This is a genomic window from Neisseria sp. P0014.S009, from assembly GCF_051958155.1.
GTDB classification, from domain to species: Bacteria; Pseudomonadota; Gammaproteobacteria; order Burkholderiales; family Neisseriaceae; genus Neisseria; species Neisseria flavescens_C.
Genome location: NZ_JBQCVS010000210.1, coordinates 1 through 245 on the forward strand (window position 1 = coordinate 1; position 245 = coordinate 245).

At 46.9% G+C, this 245-nt stretch carries 1 protein-coding gene; it reads left to right on the forward strand.

Annotated features, from left to right (window positions below; genetic code table 11):
- On the forward strand, nt 1-245 hold a 245-nt coding region (locus tag ACTHS4_RS12355; RefSeq protein ID WP_440366033.1), incomplete at both ends, for a type I restriction enzyme subunit R domain-containing protein.

A 245-nucleotide genomic window follows, 5' to 3' on the forward strand; every position in this document is an offset into this window, starting at 1 on the left:
GACTTATACAATGAAATCATCAAACTGCGCCCTGAATGGCATTCAGACAATATCAACGAAGGGGCGATTAAAATTGTGATGACGGGTTCTGCTTCCGATGCGCCGGAAATGCAGAAACACGTTTACAGTAAACAGGAAAAGCAAACGCTGGAACGCCGCTTTAAAGACCCGAACGATCCACTGAAAGTGGTGATTGTGCGCGATATGTGGCTGACGGGCTTTGATGCGCCTTGCTGTAATACGAT